This window comes from Alcanivorax sp. HI0044, assembly GCF_001634945.1.
In genome coordinates this window covers 1-2,792 of sequence record NZ_LWEZ01001444.1, presented here as the reverse complement: position 1 = coordinate 2,792, position 2,792 = coordinate 1, and the positions used below count along the sequence as shown (strand labels likewise).

Below are 2,792 nucleotides of genomic sequence, written 5' to 3'. Positions count from 1 at the left end.
CCAGGCCGCGCTCTACGGCTGGCCGCGCACCATCATGCTGCTCATTGCCGGGCGCTTCAACAAACTGGTACGCCCACGACTGAAGCTGCACTGACCCTGCCAACTTCCTTGACCACACCAACAGGCCCGGGACGTTCCGACACCCCGGGCTTTTCTTTATCTCATCGCGAATTACCCTGCACGTTGCCGGACGCTCGACGCCGGATGCCTGACGCAAAACCCACAGCCTGAGAGGCTGTCACTATTGCGGCGCCTCTTTTGAGGAATATTCAGGAGCATTGCCAGGGAATAATCGGGTAATGCGTTTTGCGAAGAGGGCATAGCCGCCAAGGTTTTCAGGTTTCGAATGTAAGCGTCCGTTGTCGTGCATCCGGCACCCAGCTGCGACCACGGCAGAATAAGAAGACAACACCTGACATCGGCGCATCACTCAATTACGCGATGAACCTTTTCTTTGATGGCATCTTCACAGTCTCCCTGCCAGGGTGCTCCCATCACACAACACAGGGGGAACCATGCTCAACGCCTTGCCACGCACCATGCAATCCACCCGCTGGATCACCGGTCTGACACTGATAATGGCGATCGCCGGTTGCGACAACAGCACCGAAGTCAGCCGTGAAGTCAGCGCCTCTGCGTACACCCTCTCCGAAGCAGAAACCAAGAAAGGCAACGTGGGCCTGGCCGCCTGGGGCGACCAGCTGGAGCCCGGCATGAAGGCCATTGCCGTATCCCGCGACCTGATCAAGGCGGGGCTCACCCACCAGACCGAAGTCCGCATTGACGGCTTGCCCGGCACCTATCAGGTGCTCGACAAGATGAACAAGCGCTGGACCGATCACATCGACATCCTGATGAAAGACCGGCAGGCAGCACGGGAATGGGGCCGGCAGCCAGTCACCATCCGCTGGGAGGTGCCGGCTGAATAATCATCGGTATTCGCCACCCCCGACGGCAGTCGCTACACTGCCAGCAGGACACTGACGCCGGGATAACAATGAAAGCGATCGCACTCTACTGGTTCGGCATTTTCAAAAACACGGTGCGCCTGTGGCTGGAGGGCAACGCGGTCAGCTATGCCGGGTCGCTGGCTTTCTTCACCCTGTTCTCTCTCGCCCCGGTGATTATCCTGGCGGTCAAAGTCATCTCCCTGGTGATGACCAGTGAGGCCGCCATGACCGAAATCCTCGGCCAGCTGGAAGCCACCATCGGCCCGGAAGCGGCCAACGAGGTGCGTAACGCCATCGCCAATACCCAGGCACCACGCCAGGGCCTGCTCGCCGGCATGCTCAGCCTGCTGGTCATGATCATTGGCGCCACCACCGTGTTTGCCCAGATGCAACGCTCCATGAATGCCATCTGGGAGGTGATGCCGCGGCCTTCACGCAACACCATCGCCGCGCTGATCAAAAGCCGGCTGCTGTCGCTGACGGTGGTAATTTCACTGGGCTTTGTGCTGCTGGTCTCGCTGCTGCTGAACGTGGTGGTCCAGGCAATCATCGTCTATGCGGAAAGCTGGCTGCCGATTCACGGCGCAGTGGTAGTAGTGATTGAGATGAGCGTATCCCTGCTGGTGATTGCTCTGCTGTTCGGCACCATGTTCCGGGTGCTACCCGATGTGGTACTGAACTGGAAAGCCGTTATGCCCGCAGCACTGGTCACCGCGATCCTGTTTTCGGTCGGCCGCGCACTGATCGGCCTGTACCTGGCGCATACCGCCACGGCATCCACCTACGGCGCCGCCGGCTCCCTGGTGGTCTTGCTGATGTGGGTGTACTACTCGTCCATGATTCTGTTATTCGGCGCCGCCTTCACCCGCGCTCACTGCGAAGCCCGGGGCCTGAAAATTCTGGCCCGCAGCACCGCTATTCGCGTGAAGCGCCAACAGATCGACCTGCCCGCCCAATAAGCCATTCTTCGTTATCCATTAACCGATATAGACCTCGCCTTCCGGATAACGCACCACCGGTTGGCGCGGACGGGTCAGCAGGAATGACAGGGTCAACGGGCCGATGCGCCCCACAAACATGACCAGCATGATCACCCACTGCCCCGCTGACGACAGCTCACCGGTAATGCCCCGCGATAACCCCACGGTGCCAAACGCCGATACCACTTCAAAGGTGAGATCCTCAAACCCCAGTCGGGCATCGGTGACCGACAGCGCCATCAACGCCACAAACACCACCCCGCAGGCAATAAAGATAATCGCCAGGGATTTGTACACCAGCGTTGACGAAATCTGCCGGCCGAAGATCACCGGCAGGGGCCGCCCCCGCAGGAAGGCACGAGTGGCCAGCAGCAGCACCATAAAGGTGGTCACCTTGATACCACTGCCGGTGGAATTGGTGCCCGCACCGATAAACATCAGCAGCAGATAAAACAGGCTGGTCGGCAGCGACAAGGCACTCATGTCCACCACATTGAACCCGGCCGTACGCGGCGTCACCGCATGAAACCAGGACGCCGCCAGCTTGTCGCTGACACTCATGCCGCCCAGGGTGCCGGGGTTATTCCACTCCGCCAGCATAAAGAACAACAACGTGGCCGCCAGCAACACCCCGGTGCCCACCAGCATCAACTTGCTGTGCAGGGACAACCCGCGCCAGCGCCAGCCTTTTTCGAAATCCGCCAGCACCGTAAAGCCCAGCCCGCCCACGATGACCATGGTGGTAATGATCAGCACAATGCCCCAGTGCCCACCCCAGCCAGTGAGGCTGTCGGCACTGAGTGCAAAGCCTGCGTTATTAAACGCCGACACCGCATAGAACAGGCTGTGAAACGTGCCCTGA

At 59.9% G+C, this 2,792-nt stretch carries 3 protein-coding genes; 2 read left to right on the top strand and 1 reads right to left on the bottom strand.

Annotated elements, in window-relative coordinates; genetic code table 11:
- Positions 1–515: 515 nt before the first annotated feature.
- Positions 516–929, top strand: coding sequence for a 3D domain-containing protein (locus tag A3730_RS21620; protein ID WP_156497004.1), 414 nt, complete (start codon positions 516–518; stop codon positions 927–929).
- A gap of 68 nt (positions 930–997) precedes the next feature.
- Positions 998–1,909 carry a YihY/virulence factor BrkB family protein gene (locus A3730_RS21615; protein ID WP_063520280.1) on the top strand — a complete coding sequence of 304 codons (912 nt, stop codon included), beginning with the start codon at positions 998–1,000 and terminating at the stop codon, positions 1,907–1,909.
- Positions 1,910–1,927: 18 nt separating this feature from the next.
- On the opposite strand, the gene A3730_RS21610 is transcribed toward A3730_RS21615, so the two are convergent.
- The coding region (locus tag A3730_RS21610) for a TrkH family potassium uptake protein (protein WP_197477564.1) at positions 1,928–2,792 on the bottom strand (865 nt) is incomplete at its 5' end.